The organism is Brevibacillus fulvus (assembly GCF_016908525.1).
In the GTDB taxonomy this organism is placed as follows: Bacteria; Bacillota; Bacilli; order Brevibacillales; family Brevibacillaceae; genus Brevibacillus_G; species Brevibacillus_G fulvus.
In genome coordinates this window covers 78,884-94,503 of the sequence record NZ_JAFBEB010000012.1, presented here as the reverse complement: position 1 = coordinate 94,503, position 15,620 = coordinate 78,884, and the positions used below count along the sequence as shown (strand labels likewise).

The 15,620-nt window shown below is 50.7% G+C and carries 15 protein-coding genes and 1 riboswitch; all 15 genes read left to right on the top strand.

Going from position 1 to position 15,620, the window contains the following annotated elements; translation table 11 throughout:
• Positions 1–83: 83 nt before the first annotated feature.
• The 15 genes from JOD01_RS15545 (at position 84) to JOD01_RS15475 (ending at position 15,620) form a co-directional block, all read left to right on the top strand.
• On the top strand, positions 84–1,043 hold the full coding sequence (locus JOD01_RS15545) for an accessory Sec system S-layer assembly protein (protein ID WP_204519228.1): 960 nt from the start codon (positions 84–86) through the stop codon (positions 1,041–1,043).
• A 48-nt stretch (positions 1,044–1,091) separates the two neighbouring features.
• Complete coding sequence (locus JOD01_RS15540) at positions 1,092–2,087, top strand: SLAP domain-containing protein (RefSeq protein WP_239565489.1); 996 nt, start codon at positions 1,092–1,094, stop codon at positions 2,085–2,087.
• 90 nt (positions 2,088–2,177) lie between these two features.
• Positions 2,178–3,158 carry an SLAP domain-containing protein gene (locus JOD01_RS15535; protein WP_204519227.1) on the top strand — a complete coding sequence of 327 codons (981 nt, stop codon included), beginning with the start codon at positions 2,178–2,180 and terminating at the stop codon, positions 3,156–3,158.
• Between the two features lie 186 nt (positions 3,159–3,344).
• Complete coding sequence (locus JOD01_RS15530) at positions 3,345–5,903, top strand: S8 family peptidase (protein WP_204519226.1); 2,559 nt, start codon at positions 3,345–3,347, stop codon at positions 5,901–5,903.
• Between the two features lie 24 nt (positions 5,904–5,927).
• Positions 5,928–6,380 carry a hypothetical protein gene (locus JOD01_RS15525; protein WP_204519225.1) on the top strand — a complete coding sequence of 151 codons (453 nt, stop codon included), beginning with the start codon at positions 5,928–5,930 and terminating at the stop codon, positions 6,378–6,380.
• 54 nt (positions 6,381–6,434) lie between these two features.
• A riboswitch (SAM riboswitch) is annotated at positions 6,435–6,535 on the top strand.
• 126 nt (positions 6,536–6,661) lie between these two features.
• The gene (gene metK, locus JOD01_RS15520) at positions 6,662–7,870 is read left to right on the top strand and encodes a methionine adenosyltransferase (RefSeq protein WP_204519224.1); all 1,209 of its coding nucleotides are present in this window, start codon (positions 6,662–6,664) and stop codon (positions 7,868–7,870) included.
• 195 nt (positions 7,871–8,065) lie between these two features.
• Positions 8,066–9,109 (top strand): polysaccharide deacetylase family protein, encoded by a 1,044-nt coding sequence (locus tag JOD01_RS15515; RefSeq protein WP_239565488.1) that lies wholly within the window; start codon positions 8,066–8,068, stop codon positions 9,107–9,109.
• On the top strand, positions 9,093–10,238 hold the full coding sequence (locus tag JOD01_RS15510; protein WP_204519223.1) for a sensor histidine kinase: 1,146 nt from the start codon (positions 9,093–9,095) through the stop codon (positions 10,236–10,238). The genes JOD01_RS15515 and JOD01_RS15510 overlap by 17 nt, the downstream gene beginning before the upstream one ends.
• A gap of 28 nt (positions 10,239–10,266) precedes the next feature.
• Complete coding sequence (locus JOD01_RS15505; RefSeq protein WP_204519222.1) at positions 10,267–10,974, top strand: response regulator; 708 nt, start codon at positions 10,267–10,269, stop codon at positions 10,972–10,974.
• Positions 10,975–11,055: 81 nt separating this feature from the next.
• Positions 11,056–11,433 carry a glycosyltransferase family 2 protein gene (locus JOD01_RS15500; RefSeq protein ID WP_204519221.1) on the top strand — a complete coding sequence of 126 codons (378 nt, stop codon included), beginning with the start codon at positions 11,056–11,058 and terminating at the stop codon, positions 11,431–11,433.
• A gap of 87 nt (positions 11,434–11,520) precedes the next feature.
• Positions 11,521–13,401: an ATP-dependent helicase ComFA gene (locus tag JOD01_RS15495; RefSeq protein WP_239565487.1), complete on the top strand. Its 1,881-nt coding sequence runs from the start codon at positions 11,521–11,523 to the stop codon at positions 13,399–13,401.
• Positions 13,402–13,462: 61 nt separating this feature from the next.
• On the top strand, positions 13,463–14,170 hold the full coding sequence (locus tag JOD01_RS15490; protein ID WP_204519220.1) for a ComF family protein: 708 nt from the start codon (positions 13,463–13,465) through the stop codon (positions 14,168–14,170).
• Between the two features lie 73 nt (positions 14,171–14,243).
• Entirely contained in the window at positions 14,244–14,660 is a 417-nt protein-coding gene (locus JOD01_RS15485; protein ID WP_204519219.1) for a TIGR03826 family flagellar region protein, read from the top strand.
• A 161-nt stretch (positions 14,661–14,821) separates the two neighbouring features.
• Entirely contained in the window at positions 14,822–15,097 is a 276-nt protein-coding gene (gene flgM, locus JOD01_RS15480; protein WP_204519218.1) for a flagellar biosynthesis anti-sigma factor FlgM, read from the top strand.
• A 19-nt stretch (positions 15,098–15,116) separates the two neighbouring features.
• Positions 15,117–15,620 carry a flagellar protein FlgN gene (locus JOD01_RS15475; RefSeq protein WP_204519217.1) on the top strand — a complete coding sequence of 168 codons (504 nt, stop codon included), beginning with the start codon at positions 15,117–15,119 and terminating at the stop codon, positions 15,618–15,620.

Sequence of the window (15,620 nt, the reverse complement as noted above, 5' to 3'; positions counted from 1 at the left end):
GCTTGGGCAACTTTTGTGCAGAGGGAATCAGTTGTGTTATAGTTGGTCACATAGTGTTGATCATAGTGACAGGGAGCGAAGTCATGTTATCATATCTTAAACATTTGCTGGGAAAAAGCCCTTCGCCGGATGAGCTGAAGGAGCAAGTCAAAGAGGAATCTGTCCTGCCTGCCAACAAAGCTCCGGAGCTGATCGATGGCAAAAAGGCGGGCGAATCGAAAGCTTCCGCCGAAAACGAAACAAGACAATCCACTCCTCTCTCTTTGCATCAAACCTGGGAGGAGAGGCTGGACGCGAAAGCCAAATATGCCTTATCATTTATTGCCAGTGATTTGCCGCCGATTGCGGAAGGCAACATCTCGCTCGCCGGGCTCAATCTCTCTCCGCACGAGGACGGAGTGGAAGTGACTGCTTTTGTACGCAATGGACTGCCGCATCCGATCCGGTTGGCAAAAATGAATTTGGTCATTTTAATTAAAGATAATGAGTTATTCGCCCGACAGAACTTTGATCTGTCGGAACTTGGGGAAATTCCTGCGTTTCATGCCAGACCGTGGACATTTGTTTTTCAGCGGGAAAACTTCCTGCAGGTAAATGTTGCGCTGTTAAACTGGAAAGTGGCGTTTGAACTGGCTCAGAAAAAACTGGTCTTGCCCCAACAGCTGGAATTGGAAGAGTCCTGGATTCAGGCGCTGTCCGACGAGCAAAAAAACGGATTGATCAAGCTGGCGCAGAAATTGCCGCCTTTGCAGCAAGGGGAAGTAAACGTGCAAAGTGTACAGCTTCGTCGTCACGAAGACGGTTCGCTGCATGTGCTGCTGTTGTTCCGCAATGGCTCGGACCGGTCGCTGTCTTTTGAAAAGCTGCCGTTGATCCTCTATGATGCCGAAGGAAACGAGGCAGCCCGCGGACTGTTTGAATTGAATCGTTTTGTTGTCAATGCGGGAACGAGCAAACCTTGGCTGTTTATCTATCCGCCAGAAAGCATTGTCAATGAAGCGGCGGACTTCTCCCGCTGGAAAGTTGCGGTGCCTCAAGGGTAATGCCGGTTTGGCGGGGTAGCCTGTTTGACCCTAATGAAAGAAACACCTATGATGAGAAAAGAAGGCGCAAGCGCCTCGATGGAAGGGGGTTCTGTCGTGTTTTCCTTTTTACGAAATTGGATAAACAAGGACAAACAAGAATTGAAGCAAGAAATCCAGGAGCAATCGACCGTGGAAACGGAAAAACTGGAAGAAAGCCAAATGGAACTGGAAGGAACAACTGCACAAAAACAAACAGCGAACAAATCGTTACGGAAGGTGACAACCGAGTTATCGCTTCATCCGGCCTGGGAGCAGCACCTGGACGCTGAAAAAAAATATACGCTTCGCTTTTTGCAGGCTGAGCTGCCAGCGATGATTGAAGGTACCGTAGGGGTGGCCGGATTCAGCCTCATTCCGCAGGAAGGCGGCGTGACGGTGGCGATGTTTTTCCGCAATGCCTCTGCCTTTCCGGCCAAATTTAAAAATGTGGGGTTGTCGATCCATTTAGATAACAAGCCATTTGCCCGCCATCAGTTTAACCTAGAAGAGCTTGGTTCGATCCCGCCTTATCACAGTCGGCCGTGGGAAGTCTTTTTCCCGCAAGACAGTTTTCTCCATGACAATTTCTCCTTCAAACGCTGGCAGGTATTGCTGAAGTTTGGCAAACATGTCTGGCCGAGTCATCTGGATTTGGACCCGGAAATGGAAGAGCGGATGACGGAGAAACAGAAGGACCATTTGGAGGAGTTGGCGAAAAGTCTGCCGGTGATTCCTGCGGGGACAGTCGATTTCCACAGCTTTTACACCGGGAAGACGGAAAAGGGTGAACTGGTTGTTGGCCTGCTGTTTCGCAATGGAATGCGCAAAATCTACAAACCGAACAAATTGCGTTTGCGCCTGAAAGATGCGCAAGGGGATACCGTCGTCTCGGGGATTATGGATACGACGCATATCCGGGTGTTGCCCGGCACATCCCGTCCGTGGCTGGTTGTTTTTCCGCCGGAGATGGTGAAAAAGGCGGATGCCGATCTAAGCGCCTGCCATGCGGAAGTGTCTGAGTAAGCGATGGCTTGACAGAGATGGTTGATCCTCCCGCTCGGTTGTACTTGGCGGCTGCAGCGGGGGCGGTTTTCTGAAATAGGAGGTATTTGGATGAGTTGGTTGTTGGAAAATTGGTTTGGTTCAAAGGAAAGCCTGGCGCAAGTGCGCGAGGAAATACATGAATACATGGGCAACGAGACGTACCTCGGATTGTCGGGGATCGAGAGTCCGGAGCAATCGGCCAATCGCGTCGCTTCGAAAGAACTGTTCCTGACCTTGCACGGTCCGTGGGGAAGCAAGCTCGATGAGATGGAAGCGGAGCTGCTCACCTATATTTATGAGCAACTGCCTCCGGTTGTTCGCGACGAGGTTGGCATTATACCGTTCTATGCTAACCCGCTGGAAGACGGGTATTTGGTGTTGACCTTTATTCGCAATGCAACCGATCACGATATTTTGATCAACAAACTGCCGCTGACGCTGGTCACGCCGGATGGCGATATCGTGGCCAGAAAAACATTTGATATGTTGTCATTTGGGGAAATTGGCGATTTTTCCAGCCGCCCTTGCGAGTTTTTGTTCCATTGGAACGATTTTCTGAAAGTGCCAGACCCTGATGTGGAGCTTCGCATCGTCTGCGAACCGAGTGCGAGAAAACGGCCGACTGGCTTGAGACCGGCCAACCGGGCGGACGGTTTGACGGAACAGGAACTGGCTCAATACAACAAGCTGGTCCACCAAGAACCGGTTACCGACAATGTGATCGTCAAAGTTCTGGATATCAAAGCGGCGGAAGCAGGCGGACTGAGAGTGGTTGTCCTGTTCCGCAACGGGTTTGATCAAGGAATCAGCTTTACGGAAGTACCGTTGGTGGTGAAACATAAAAATGGTGCGGAAGTGGCCCGCGTCCGCTTTGGCTTGCGAAATATGCGAGTCTCCGCAAAGGGTCACAAAATATGGAGCTTCCACATTCCGGAGAAATCCTTGAAGGACCCGAATGTCGATCCGGCTGAGTGCATAGCTGTCGTTCCGGAAGTAAAAAGCATCGCCAGAGATGTGTTTGCCAAGGGATCAAAAGGCTTGATTCAATAAAAAATGCGTAACGAAATGGGCATCCTCCGACGTCTTATAGAATAGACGCTGGGGGATGTCTTGCTTTCTCGGTTGTCGAAGAGGTTTTTTCTGGTGGCACTACGTTCTTGAAACCGATTGTGCTACACTAAAAAAGATCGATTTCTTTCTGACCGATGAGGGGGAGGAAAAGGAAGGAAGAATTTTATGAAAATCGTTAAACCTTTTTCCGTCATTCTGCTAACCGTACTGATACTTCCTTTCGTAATGGCTGTTTGTCAACAGGCAGAGGCTGCTGTGAGCGCCAACGATCATTATTATCCGAATCAATCCTATCTAAAACGCATTCGGGCAGATGCTGCCTGGAGCTATGTAAAGGGCAATACGGGCATAACCATCGCTGTGCTTGATTCCGGGGTCGATTACAATCATCCCGACCTTAAGGGAAATTTGCTGCCCGGCATCAATCTGGTCAACCCCGGCCGTTCCGCCCAGGATGACGAAGGGCACGGCACCAGCGTTGCCGGTATATTGGCGGCCAAAGGCAACAATCAGATTGGGGTTGCCGGCGTATTGTGGAACGCCAAAATTTTGCCGATTAAAGTCATCGACAAAAACGGTTCCGCCGACAATGTGGACCTGATCAGCCAGGGGATTGAGCTTGCTGTCAACCGCGGCGCTAAAATTATATTGATGTCCCTGGAGAGCAACTCGTATTCCAAAAGGCTGGAGGCGGCGGTAAAACGGGCGGAAGCGCGCGGTGTCCTGCTGGTGGCTTCCACAGGAAACGAAGGGAACCGGGTCGCATATCCGGCTGCTTATCCAACCGTCGTAGCGGTCGGAGCGCTCGGCAGCGGCAATCAGCCCATTTACCAGTCGAATTATGGTCCGGAATTGAATTTGCTGGCCCCTGGTTCGAATATTTATACGACCAAGTTGGGGGGAGGCTACGGATATTTTTCCGGTACCTCGGCAGCGGCTCCCCAGGTAGCGGGAGCGGCAGCGCTGGTATGGGCTCGCAACCCCAAAATGACGGCGGTAGAGGTGCGGCAGCTGCTGTATCAGACAGCCGCCGATTTGGAGGCGCCCGGTTGGGATCGGAAAACAGGGTATGGCCTGCTGGATGTGGGGAAAGCCGTTCGCAGCAAATTGGCGGCGGACAGCGGCGAACCAAATAACAGTCAATATGGCTCCAAGCCTTTTCCGATCGAATCCCAGATTCGGGCACAGCTAAGCCCGGCTGATCCGATCGACTGGTACTATATGGATGTGCCATATGACGGCAAAGTGACCTTTACCGCCTCGCTGACGTCTTCATCGATCTCAGCGATGGCCGCAACCTTTTATCCGGCGAACAAGCAGCCGGTTACCTACTATGTTGGGAACGGCGATACGCTGATCGTTCCGGCAAAGCAAGGGAGAATGTACATAAAACTGCAGCGGAGCGGGGGCGTCAATAATTTTATTTACCTGCTGACCAGCAAGTTCTCCATAGATCCGGACAGTTATGAACGCAACAATGACGCCTTGACGGCCAGACCGTTGGTGGGCAATCAAATAAACGTCGTCGGCAATTTTCATGAGGAAGGAGACACGGACTGGTTTTCCTATTATGTAAGGCAAAACGGCCGGCTTGCGGTCAGTGTCACCGCCGATACCAACCGGATTGACCTGGAATTGAAGGTTCGCCGGCAAGACTCCGGCTGGGACATTCATGACAGCGGCACCCGCTCCGATCCGACCGAACGCGCTGTGGAAGAAGTAACGCCGGGCAAATATTTCATTCAGCTGTCCGAATATTGGAGCAACGCGGTAAACGCTGAATACAAGATGAATTTGACATATACGCCCGAATATCGGGACACGAATGAGCCGAATGACACCAGCCGGACGGCCTCCCGTTTGCTGAGCGGTTCGCTGATGGTGGGAACGCTTCCCAAACAAACCGACTATGACTGGTTCTACTTTGATGTCGACAAGCCTTCCTATGTGCTGATCCAAGCGCCGATGGTTCCCGTTTCTTCCGGAGTCCGTCTGTCGTTGTACAGCGGCCAAGCTTTCACCAAGCCGCTCCTGACGCAAAACCGGGTTGCGGAACTGTCCGATGCAGGTCAACCCGTTGCCGGTATCCGTCTGAATAAAGGCAGATATTATATTCGCTTAAACAGTGTGAATCCGATCAAATATGATCCGTATCGGCTGGTGGTGAACAAGCAGGTATTGGTCGACGGATTCCGCGATATTGCCACGCACTGGGCTCGTCCGGAAATTGCGCGGCTAAGCGCCAAAGGGGTTGTCAAAGGTTTCGCTGACGCTACGTTCCGCCCGGATGCCGCCGTAACCAGAGGACAATTTGCTTCCATGTTGATGAAGGCGATCAAAGCGAATGGCATGTCGGTCACGCCATACTCAGGAAGTCGCCGCTTTGCGGATTTGTCTCGCTCCCATTGGGCGTATACGGATTTGATGACGGCGTATCGGTTGGGCATTTTGCAAGGATACCCCAATAACACGATCAAACCGGATCAGCCGTTGACCCGGGCGGAAATGGCCTTGATGGTGGCGCGGGCGCAAAGCATTTTCATGTATAAGCACAGCTATTCCTCTTATCGTGATGTTTCGACCGGCCATTGGGCATCGCCGGCAATCGAAGCCTTGACTTCGCGAGGCTGGCTGCATGGGGTAAACGGCTCCGTGTTTAAACCGAACCAGTATGCCCGTCGGGGGGAAATGGTCGTCTTGTTAGCGAAAGCTTACCATTTGTAAAATTCATGAGGAGTGGAGCATAAGGTGAACAAGAAAAGTAAATTACTATCAGCAGTTGCCGCAGTCTTTGCGATTGTTTTCGCTTCCCAGGCGTGGGCGAGCAGCGCGGGGGCACCAGGAGTCCCCGGCTCCGCCGATGACCCGGTCGTTACCAAAAGCTATGTGGACGAAAAAATTGCCGAAGCTGCCGGGAGCGGCGGCAGTTCACTCACCGTGGTGGAATTGAAAAAAGGCAAAACCTTGTATGGGTTTGAAGGGACTGAGTTTATCGTCAGAACCGGGCTTGTCCTGGCGGTGGAAGGAAAAAACGGCGACGGTCTGACCGATTTGACGGGCGGAGTCGATTTAAAAGGCGGAATGGTTGTTTCGCCTAACCATTTGCTCCTGATTGCGCGTTCCGATTCCCGGGGTTTGCGCTTGATGGATGGCTCTAATCCTTCTTATGTAATCGTGCGCGGAAAATATGAATTAAAATAAGAAAACATTTGACACTTCCGGTAAAAACCGCTATTCTATACTGCGTAATGGATACTCTTATCCAGAGCAGGAGGAGGGACTGGCCCGATGAACCCCGGCAACCGTTTTGGGCGGTGCTAACCAGCAGAATGGAACTCCATTCTGGCCGATAAGAGGTTGGGGAACGCATACAAAAAGCACCTTTTCCTCAAATGGTGGGAAAAGGTTTATTTTTTGATTGTGATAGAAACCTGCTTCGGCTAGCAAACTATCCTTATGGTGATTTAAAAGGAGGCAGAAAGATGACGTTACAAAAAGGCCGTCGTTTGTTTACTTCGGAATCCGTAACAGAAGGACATCCCGACAAGATTTGCGACCAAATTTCAGATTCAGTTCTCGATGCCATTTTGGCAAAAGATCCAAATGCCCGCGTAGCTTGTGAAACGTCCGTAACGACCGGTTTGGTGCTCGTTGCCGGCGAAATTACCACAAATACTTATGTAGATATTCAAAAACTGGTTCGCGATACGATTCGCGAAATCGGTTACGATCGCGCGAAATTCGGCTTTGATGCCGATACATGCGGTGTAATCACGGCGATTGGCGAACAATCGGCTGATATTGCGCTGGGCGTTGACCAAGCGCTGGAAGCAAGAGAAGGTCAAATGACTGATGAGGAAATCGAAGCGATCGGTGCCGGTGACCAAGGCTTGATGTTTGGTTTTGCCTGCAACGAAACGCCGGAGTTGATGCCGTTGCCGATCAGCATGGCGCACCAATTGGCTCGTCGTCTGACCGAAGTGCGCAAAAACGGTACGCTCGAATATTTGCGTCCCGACGGAAAAACGCAAGTGACCGTTGAATATGACGGCGACAAACCGGTACGCATCGATACCATCGTTATCTCGACGCAACATTCACCGGAAACGAGCCTGGAGCAAATCAAAGCCGACTTGCTGGAGCATGTGATCAAACCGGTGGTGCCTGCGCAATTCCTTGACGAACAAACCAAATATTTCATCAACCCAACCGGTCGTTTTGTCATTGGCGGCCCTCAAGGGGATGCCGGTTTGACCGGACGCAAAATTATCGTAGATACGTATGGCGGTTATGCGCGTCACGGCGGCGGAGCTTTCTCCGGTAAAGATCCGACGAAAGTTGACCGTTCCGGCGCATATGCAGCCCGCTATGTAGCGAAAAATATTGTCGCAGCAGGATTGGCCGATAAATGCGAAGTACAGGTAGCCTATGCAATCGGTGTGGCGCAGCCTGTATCGATCAGTGTCGATACGTTTGGCACTGGCAAAGTTTCGGAAGAAGTATTGGTTGGCTTGATTCGGAAACATTTTGACCTGCGCCCGGCAGGAATTATCAAACAGCTCGATTTGCGCCGTCCGATCTACAAACAGACAGCTGCTTACGGTCACTTTGGCCGCAACGATCTGAACGTGCCTTGGGAACGTACGGACAAAGCGGAAGTTTTGAAACAGGAAGCGGCCAGTTTGGCTTAATCGTTCAGCAGACAAGAAAGCCTGGTAAAACGCCAGGCTTTTTTTTATTTCCTGTAAAAAGATATGCGGTCGCCATCGGCGGTATGTCGCTATTTACCTGATTTCCCAGCAGCAATATAAAGGAATTGGCTCGGAATTGTCGAAAAGTGTATCTTAGGTAAAAAAGCACTTGTCTGCATCAAAGGGGCGTAACTGTTGAACAAAAGGATTTTATTCCTCTTCACCTTTTTGGTAACATTGGCACTGGTAATTGCCGGTGGCGTTGGGATAGCCACAAAATCTGAAAAAAATGCGGCTGAACTGCAACATTTTGCGCAGGAAAATACGTCTAAAGAGCAGACGCAGCAAGGGAAGCGCGAGGATACGGTGCAACCGACGGCCGCTGCCGAGCCGCAATCGGCGAAGCCGGTTGCCAAACAGACTTGGTATGAGAATCAAGTTGTCGTCTTGATGTACCATCATGTAACCGATCAGTCGGATCAACCATATGTGATCACACCGGAAGGCTTTGCAGCGCATATGCAATTTCTGAAGGAGAACGATCTGCATCCGATCAGTTTGACGCAGTTTGTGCAATTTGTGCAAACAGGGGTAAGTCCTGTCGACAACGCGGTTTTGATCACCTTCGATGATGGTTACGAAAGCTACTATACAGAAGCCTTTCCTATTCTCAAGCAATATCAGTTTCCGTCGGTAAATTTTTTGATTACAGGTCGGCTCAAAGATAGCTCCGAGCGAAAGCGGCCAAACGTGACACCGCCGCTTACTTATCAGGAAATTCAGGAGATGCGAGCTTCGGGCCTGGCTGAGTTTGGCTCGCACACGTACAGTTTGCACGGACAAGAAGCGAAAAACGAGTGGGGGGAGTTGGGACCCGAGACGGCGCCTGTCTACTTGGAAGATTTGGGACGATTAGAGGACACACAGGAGTATCGAGATCGTTTGTATGTCGATTTCTTGATGTCGCGGATCGGGCTGGGCGATTTGCTGGGTGAACGGATTCAGACCATTTCGCTGCCTTTCGGGTTTACCAATGAGGTCGTCATTGAAACGGCAAAACAAGCTGGTTATGAGTATGTGTTTAACTCCCACCCCGCTGTCGTGAAACCGGGAGTTGATCCATTCAGCATTCCGCGCTTCGATGTTGGCTTGCGTGAGATTGACGCCGGGAAGCTGCGGGAATTATTCGCGAAAGCCAGAGATAGCTTGAGGGAGGGCGATCATGGACGCGGGACTTGATGTGAATTTGCTTGAAGGGGTAATCAAGAAGACAATCGCCACGGTGGAATCAAGCAAGCGGCAAATTTTTGAGATTGCCGAGCACGCCAGGCGAGAAGGACATTCCATAAATTCTGAGTTATATGAAGTCCGGCTGCAATTAGCGGATGTGATCAATCGTGTGGATGAATTGGAATTGAATTATCGAAAGGCACGCCAGAAACTGGTAATGGTCAGCCGTAATTTTCACGATTACACGGAAGACGATATCCGGGTTGCTTACGAAGAAGCCAACCAGTTTCAAGTGGAGCTGTCCATCTATCGGGAACGGGAAAACAACTTGCGCAGACGGCGGGATGATCTGGAGCGCCGGTTGCGCAATCTGCATGAAACGATCGAACGAGCGGAAAGTTTGATGACACAAATTGGGGTGGTACTTGGTTACTTGACCGGGGATTTGAGTCAGGTGGATCAAGCCATTGAAGCTGCCAAACAGCATTATTTAATGGGGTTAAAAATAATTCAGGCGCAAGAAGAAGAACGCAAGCGTGTCGCTCGGGAGATTCATGATGGTCCAGCCCAATCGCTGGCAAACGTTGTTTTGCGGACGGAAATTGTGGAAAAAATGCTGCAAAATGAACGGGTACTCGAGGCGGAGATGGAATTGCGTGAGCTGAAAGAGATGATCCGCTACAGTCTCTCCGATGTTCGTCAAATTATTTTTGATTTGCGGCCCATGGCGCTCGACGATTTGGGACTGATCCCCACGTTGCAGAAATATATCCAAACGATCGAAGAACGGACAAAAATCAATATTGATCTGGTGGTTTTTGGCAAAGAGAGCCAGTACAATATGGATAGCTCCGTCAAGGCGGGAATTTTTCGCTTGATTCAAGAGTGTTTAAATAATGTGCATAAACATGCAAAGGCGAATTTTGTGCAGGTGAAAGTGGAATTTACTGGCGAAGCGGTTGTGCTGGTCGTCAAGGATGACGGTGTCGGCTTCAAGCAGGAGCAGCAGATCAACGTTGGTTCCTTCGGGCTTCTCGGGATGAAAGAGCGCTGCAAGCTGCTGGACGGTAAAATGGATATTCACTCGATGCCTGGAGAGGGAACAAAAGTTATCTTTCAAATTCCGTTGAAAGTATAGTGGAGAATAGGGAGCAGGAGGAAGAGCTATGGAAAAGTTGCAGGAAGAGATTCGGATTGTCTTGGTGGATGACCATCAATTATTCCGCGAGGGAGTGAAACGGATACTGGAGATGGAACAGGATTTTCGGGTGGTTGGCGAAGGGTCCGACGGGGAGGAAGCCTATTACTTGGCGGAAGTACATAAACCCGATGTCATTCTGATGGATATTAATATGCCAAACATGAATGGGGTAGCCGCATCCGAGAAAATTGTTGCTGTCAGTCCTCGTACACGAATAATTATCTTGTCCATCCACGATGATGAAGGCTATGTGTACCGGACATTGCGTTCCGGCGCGTCAGGTTACTTGCTCAAAGAGATGGGGACCAACGATCTGGTGGATGCGGTGCGCGTCGTCGCCAGAGGCGGAGCCTACATCCATCCGAAAGTGACGGGCAAATTGATCGATGAGTTTCGCCGCCTAAGCGAACAAGAAGATGCCATCGGCAAAGAGTTTTCTTATGATTCCAACCTGGCGATTGATCCGGAAGTGATTGAAGCATTGACGCGCCGCGAGCGGGAAGTCTTGCAACTGATGGCGGAAGGAAAAAGCAATCGGGCGATCGGAGAATTTCTGTTTATCAGTGAAAAAACCGTCAAAAACCATGTCAGCAGCATCCTGCAAAAATTAAACGTTCAAGACCGCACCCAGGCGGTTGTGATCTCGATTAAAAACGGCTGGGTGAAACTGTAAGAAGCAGCGAATAAACAGGTGAAGAGCGGTACCTTGAGCGAGCAATCCGGCATACCTTGTAGTAAAGAGGAGGGGATGACCGTGATTGAAGAGTTTTTGCTCTGGTTACTGGCCGCTTATGGCTGTGCTTCCCTCTTGGTTGCCCTTTTGGAACGAATGGCTCGCGAATCTTTTTCGACTGCTGAGCGGCCGTTTGTTCATTACGAAGTCCTGCTGTTCAATTCGGAACAACATATCGAAAATGTGGCACGACATCTTATACATTCATCCAGGCGAAAAGGGGTGCCGATCCAAATTTCGTTTGTGGATTATGGTTCCACTGATGATACGCTGAAAATTATGGCTGTACTGGAACGGACCCAAAGTTATTTGACGGAGGAAAGGGAGCCTGACCGGAAGCTGACACCGCCGATTACGATAGACTTGCGGCGAATGGCAGAACAGGAGAGCATCGTGTAAGCTCTCCTGTTCATTTTTTTGCATACCAGCCAGTCTTTCGGCAAACTGATCGTAAACGAGGCAGCCGGACTCAAGTCGAGCCGGCGTATGGCGAGAGGTGAGGGTGTACCGATGCGGGCCTATCTGCTGTATGTGAAGGAGGAACGGGGCAAGGCGCAATCTTACATAACCCCCTGTTTTGAAGTGGACAAGCTATTCTGGCAACAATCGGACGGTGGAACGTTGCATATCCTCGGCAGCAGCACTTCTCTGGCGATTGTGTTTGCGCTCAGGGAAAAAATCAATCAACACGTGCGCAGCCGACGACTGACTCCCGAAACGCTGCGCCAATTGCGCGAGCTGGCCCATGCTTCTGTGAAGGAAGCGAGTGTCCTGTACGGCAAAGAGGACGGGCAGCAGGAATGCGGGCTGCCGTTTCAATTCACCAGCGAACAGGCAGAGCGGGAGCAGGCAGAGGCGTTTGCCATGACCGCGGAACAAATCCGAGCAGAAGCCGAGGATTTACGCTCGCGCTTGCAGGGCAGATCATTGCTTTGGGAGGAGCTGCGCTATTTTTTGCAGCAGCATGCAGTAGTCCTGGAGGAAGTTCTCCCGGCCTTGCAATGGCTGGCTCTTGCCAATAAGTTGGAATGGCGGCCGGGCATTTGCATCGGCTGGCGCAAAGGCTGGTGGAAACATCGGCTGCTGCTAAGGTGCGACCGGTGCGGGAGCAGTCGCGTTTGCAAAACAGAATGCCATACATGCGGGCAAGCCTGTGCGTTTTGCACGGAGTGTCTGACAATGGGCAGAAGCAAGTGTTGTACGCCGTATATTTGCGTTCCGGCGCAGCCTTCGCATAGAAAAGCAACGACCGCAGGCGAGAAACTGTTGCGCTGGGATGGGCGCTACACTCCTTGGCAAGCGATCGCCGCGGAGCGTGCCCGCCGCTTTGTCTCGGCCGATGACAATCAGGCTTTTCTCGTCTGGGCGGTTTGCGGCGCGGGGAAAACGGAGCTGCTCTTTCCCGCGATGGAACAGGCGTTGAGCGACGGAGGACAAATTTTGCTGGCTACCCCGCGCAAAGATGTCGTTTTGGAATTGTTGCCACGGCTCAAGCGCGTCTTTCCAGGCTGTAAAGTGATTGCTGTCCACGGTTCAAGCGCGGAGAAATGGGAGGAGGGGCAGATCGTCATTGCCACGACTCATCAAGTGCTGCGGTATTATCGCAAGTTTCCGTTGGTCATCGTCGATGAGGTAGACGCCTTTCCGTATCACCGAAACCCAATGTTGCATCGGGCTGTCGAGCGGGCGGTTGCCGAAGGGGGCAAACGACTGTATCTTAGCGCGACACCGCCCGCCATTATGCAGCGCGCATTGGTCGGGTCCACAAACAGAAAGGCGCTTGTCTCAGCGACGCATGTTTTGTTGCCGCAACGTTATCATGGCCATCCACTGCCCGTCCCCACCATTCAGAAAATCCCCAGGCTGGACGGCAAACTTCGCAATGGAGACCCGCTGCCGTTGTTGCGGGACCCGGTCGCCTTATCCCTGCAGCAACACCGGCCAATCTTTGTATTTGTGCCCTATATTGAACAAGTCGAAGTTGCGCTTGCCTTTTTGCAGCGATCGATTCCCGATCATGCACGGCGAATGGCTGGCGTATATGCGGCTGATCCCGAACGCGAGCGTAAAGTGCAGCGTTTTCGCCGAGGTGAGTATGGTTTGTTGGTCACGACGACGATTTTGGAACGCGGCGTCACCATTCCGTTCAGTGATGTTGTGGTGGTAGGGGCGGACGCTCCTGTGTTTGATGAGGCTTCTCTCGTCCAGATCGCCGGCAGGGCGGGGCGTTCGCACGATTCCCCCGACGGTTTGGTCTTGTTTTTATGCACGAGATGGACGAAAGCGCAGCGATTGGCGCTGAAACAAATCCGGCAGATGAACCGTCTAGCTAGACAAATGAAAGAAGTCGATGGTTATGTGGACTGAGGATTGTTTGCTTTGCGGCCGACGGAAGCGTGCGCCGGGTCGTGAACGGGAAGTTGCCGCAATGGCAAACAAATTGGTGGCTCAAGCGTTCTTTCCGATTGTTTACCGATTATTGGAGCAAGCTGCAATCTGTTGTTCGTGCCTTCGGCAATTTCCGTTGATCGATGCACCGTTCTGTCATCGCTGCGGCCGCCCGATGGCAGGCAAAAGAGAAGGGGTGTGCGGGGATTGTCAGCGATTCGGGCGAGATTCTCTCACGCAAAACCGCAGTCTCTTCACATACAACGAATGGGGGAAAGCGTTGATCAGCCGTTTCAAGTACCGGGGAGACGAACGGCTGGCCCAACTGTCAGGCTGTCTGCTGAGCGTTGCTTTCTATCGTTATTATGCGGACAGGCGGTTTCAGATCATTGCCAATGTTCCGCTGCATCGGCTGCGATTGGAGGAAAGAGGATTTAACCAGACGCAAAAGATGACAGAAATTCTCGGGAAAAACATAAAAGTTCCCGTTTTGCCACTGTTGGATCGGGTAAAATCAACCGATAAATTAAGTAAGACACAGGGAAAAGCAGCCCGATTTCGCAGTATGAAAAGCGCTTTTCGGCTTAATCCGGAACCATTCACTCGTTTTCAAGGCAGGACCGTATCCGTCTTGCTCATCGATGATATATACACGACCGGCTCCACGATTCGCTCTTGTGCGGATACGATTCTATATTCAGGCGTCGTTTTTCCTGTCGAGGTGTGCAGCTTGACTCTGTTTCGGTAAGAAAAAGAGCTGCTGTACGCGATCATCCATCAATGAAGCGGAAAAAATTTAACAGTAGAAGAGGGTGTAGGCTATGGGATTGGGTCAACTTGACAATTGTCCGCGCTGTGATGCGCTGTTTGTAAGAACAACTCGCGATGTTTGCCCGAACTGTTATCGGGAAATCGAAGCGGAATACGAGAAATGCGTGAAGTATTTGCGCAAAAGAGAGAATCGCTCGGCAAATATCCACCAGGTGAGCGAGGCGACAGGTGTTTCGGTGAAACAGATTACCCGGTTTATTAAAGAGGGACGCATCTCCCTCGAAGGCAATCCCAATCTCGGCTATCCTTGCGAACGATGCGGAATTATTATCCGTACCGGCAATATGTGCGATTCTTGTATGAAAGAGTTGAGGCGGGAAGTGGAACAGCAGCTGGAAGTGGATGAACGGCTTGCCCATGACAAGACGCAGCAGAACATCGCATATCAGAGCAAAAAGGAACGATAGGTAAATTAGAGTGATTATTAAATGAACTAATCATTTCCCCGAAAAATGCCGATGATAGTACTAAGTGTACACGAATGGAAAACGGCATTTTTCTTTTGGATGACAAAGGTCAAATCGAATTGATCGGACACGCCGATGGTTGAGGAAAGGAATGATGTACGATGCGTGTGAACGAGCCAAATCGCCCTAATTTCGTTAACAACTACAATAAAGTTGCCAAAGCATATTCCGCTCAGGATCAGAAAAAATCGATGGGCAAGGATGAAGTGCAAATCTCCAGCGAGGGATTGGAATTGTTAAAGCAAGGGGAAGAAGCGGACGCAGCCGAACGTAAGGAAAAAGTGAACGAGCTGAAGAAACAGATTGAACAAGGTACGTATCATGTGCCAAGTGATAAGATTGCCGAAAAATTTCTCGCTTTTTGGAAGAAGTCTTAAAACATAAAGGGTGAACTCTATGTCGTGGCTGGCGGAACTCTCTCCCATCCTGGACAATTTGCTCCGGTTGCATCAAGCTCTTTATACGCTGGCGATCGAGAAACGAAAGGTCTTGTTGAAAAACGATATCGATACGTTAAATGCGATAACGCTGCAAGAACAGAAGCTCATCAAGGCGATCGAAGCAGCGGAAGCGTCCCGGATTGAACGGGTGGAACAGCTGTTCAAGGAGCGAAACCTGCCGCTCTCGCAGCGGACGCTGACCGATCTGATCAAATCGTCGACAAACAATGAAGAAAAAACCAAGCTGGCGGCTTATCGCGAGGAAATGCTGCGGTTGATTGACGACCTGCGCAAAGAAAATGAATTGAACCAGCAATTGTTGCAGCAGTCGCTCGCCTTTGTCAATATGAGCCTCGATTTCTTTACCGATGATCCGGTTGAAGATTTTATTTACAAAAAACCGGTACAATCCGCAACTAACTCAACGAGCAACCGTTCGTTTATCAATAGAAAAGTGTAA

Bases quoted from the DNA above. Each gene is read 5' to 3' on its own strand.
- JOD01_RS15545 (WP_204519228.1), top strand. From the start codon at position 84: ATGTTATCATATCTTAAACATTTGCTGGGAAAAAGCCCTTCGCCGGAT.
- JOD01_RS15540 (WP_239565489.1), top strand. From the start codon at position 1,092: ATGATGAGAAAAGAAGGCGCAAGCGCCTCGATGGAAGGGGGTTCTGTC.
- JOD01_RS15535 (WP_204519227.1), top strand. From the start codon at position 2,178: ATGAGTTGGTTGTTGGAAAATTGGTTTGGTTCAAAGGAAAGCCTGGCG.
- JOD01_RS15530 (WP_204519226.1), top strand. From the start codon at position 3,345: ATGAAAATCGTTAAACCTTTTTCCGTCATTCTGCTAACCGTACTGATA.
- metK (WP_204519224.1), top strand. From the start codon at position 6,662: ATGACGTTACAAAAAGGCCGTCGTTTGTTTACTTCGGAATCCGTAACA.
- JOD01_RS15510 (WP_204519223.1), top strand. From the start codon at position 9,093: ATGGACGCGGGACTTGATGTGAATTTGCTTGAAGGGGTAATCAAGAAG.
- JOD01_RS15505 (WP_204519222.1), top strand. From the start codon at position 10,267: ATGGAAAAGTTGCAGGAAGAGATTCGGATTGTCTTGGTGGATGACCAT.
- JOD01_RS15495 (WP_239565487.1), top strand. From the start codon at position 11,521: ATGGCGAGAGGTGAGGGTGTACCGATGCGGGCCTATCTGCTGTATGTG.
- JOD01_RS15490 (WP_204519220.1), top strand. From the start codon at position 13,463: ATGGCAAACAAATTGGTGGCTCAAGCGTTCTTTCCGATTGTTTACCGA.
- JOD01_RS15485 (WP_204519219.1), top strand. From the start codon at position 14,244: ATGGGATTGGGTCAACTTGACAATTGTCCGCGCTGTGATGCGCTGTTT.
- flgM (WP_204519218.1), top strand. From the start codon at position 14,822: ATGCGTGTGAACGAGCCAAATCGCCCTAATTTCGTTAACAACTACAAT.
- JOD01_RS15475 (WP_204519217.1), top strand. From the start codon at position 15,117: ATGTCGTGGCTGGCGGAACTCTCTCCCATCCTGGACAATTTGCTCCGG.